Consider the following 436-nt stretch of genomic DNA (forward strand, 5'->3'; position numbering starts at 1 on the left):
ATGGCGGACACAGTCGTCGATGTCCTGAACCTGCTTCGCGTCGGTAGGGCTGCAATAACAAAGCAGCCTTCTTAGCCAACGACGCTCAGGTTCCGCAGAACGACAACGAGATGAGCGTCCGGTAGCCCTGGGTGCCTCTGTCGGCGTGGAACACGACCTTGGCGGGCACCTCGCCGCGCAGGGTGATCGCCATCTGCAGCGCCTGTTCGACCAGATCGGTGCGCATGTGCTCGGCGAGGGCCCAGCCGAGCACCCGGCGGGAGTGGGCGTCGATGACGGTGGCCAGGTAGAGCCAGCCTTGCCAGGTGCGCAGGTAGACATCCCACGCGAGTGAGTGTCAAGCAGCGACCTGAGCGGGGCCCGTCGAGAGTTCGTTCCAGGCGGCGTGCTCGTCCCAGAGTTGACCGTTCTGTAGACACCACCACATGCGGCCGAT

General features: G+C 64.4%; 1 pseudogene. It reads right to left on the reverse strand.

The annotated features are described in order from the left end of the window. Positions 1–127: 127 nt before the first annotated feature. Positions 128–316 (reverse strand): annotated as a pseudogene (locus tag RM423_RS25065) (DDE-type integrase/transposase/recombinase); the annotation flags it as partial. Positions 317–436: the final 120 nt, after the last annotated feature.

This window comes from Jatrophihabitans lederbergiae (assembly GCF_031845305.1).
GTDB lineage: Bacteria > Actinomycetota > Actinomycetes > Mycobacteriales > Jatrophihabitantaceae > Jatrophihabitans_A > Jatrophihabitans_A lederbergiae.